Source organism: Pacificoceanicola algae (genome assembly GCF_049341065.1).
Lineage (GTDB): Bacteria > Pseudomonadota > Alphaproteobacteria > Rhodobacterales > Rhodobacteraceae > Pacificoceanicola.
Window position 1 is genome coordinate 1 of record NZ_JBMPIX010000078.1, and the last position, 563, is coordinate 563.

The 563-nt window shown below is 54.4% G+C and carries 1 protein-coding gene; it reads left to right on the forward strand.

Annotated features, from left to right (window positions below; translation table 11 throughout):
• Nucleotides 1–311, forward strand: a 311-nt coding sequence (locus tag ACOYQJ_RS26260) for a 3'-5' exonuclease family protein (RefSeq protein WP_500797233.1), incomplete at its 5' end; no start/stop codon positions are given.
• Nucleotides 312–563: the final 252 nt, after the last annotated feature.

Sequence of the window (563 nt, forward strand, 5' to 3'; positions counted from 1 at the left end):
TGCTCGAGTTCCCTCTGGGGAATATCACAGTCTACCAGCATTCAGGTTTCGACCGCAGCGCCGTCCGCGCTGCTTGCACCGCACTCAGACGCGAGGAGCCTGTCTGGAATTGGCAGAACAGTGTGACCGTCGCCCGCCGGGCGTGGCCGGAACTCAAGGGCAACGGCGGGCATGGGCTTGCCTCTTTGAAGAAACACTTGCGGCTATCCTTTGACCACCACGACGCTGGGGAAGACGCCCGCGCCGCCGCAGAAGTCATACTTCATGCTGAAAGAGCGAAGGGAATAAGAATTTGTTTTCATGACGATTGAATCGAGAGCAACCAGTAGGAAGAAGAATTTGAATTCGCTTTGCAGCGCGACATTTGACAAATGGAAAAACGGACCATCGAGACTGAGATCTCTGGTCGATCCTTGTCGAGATAGTTCTTCAGGAATGCGTAAATCTGCCAAGCTTGGAGCGGAGGTCCGAATCTGCCAACGCTCAAGGAGGTCCACTGCCTGTCTCGCCGGGATCTAAGCGGCGTTTAGTTTTTCTGTTTCCTTGCTTTCGGGATCCAGCTT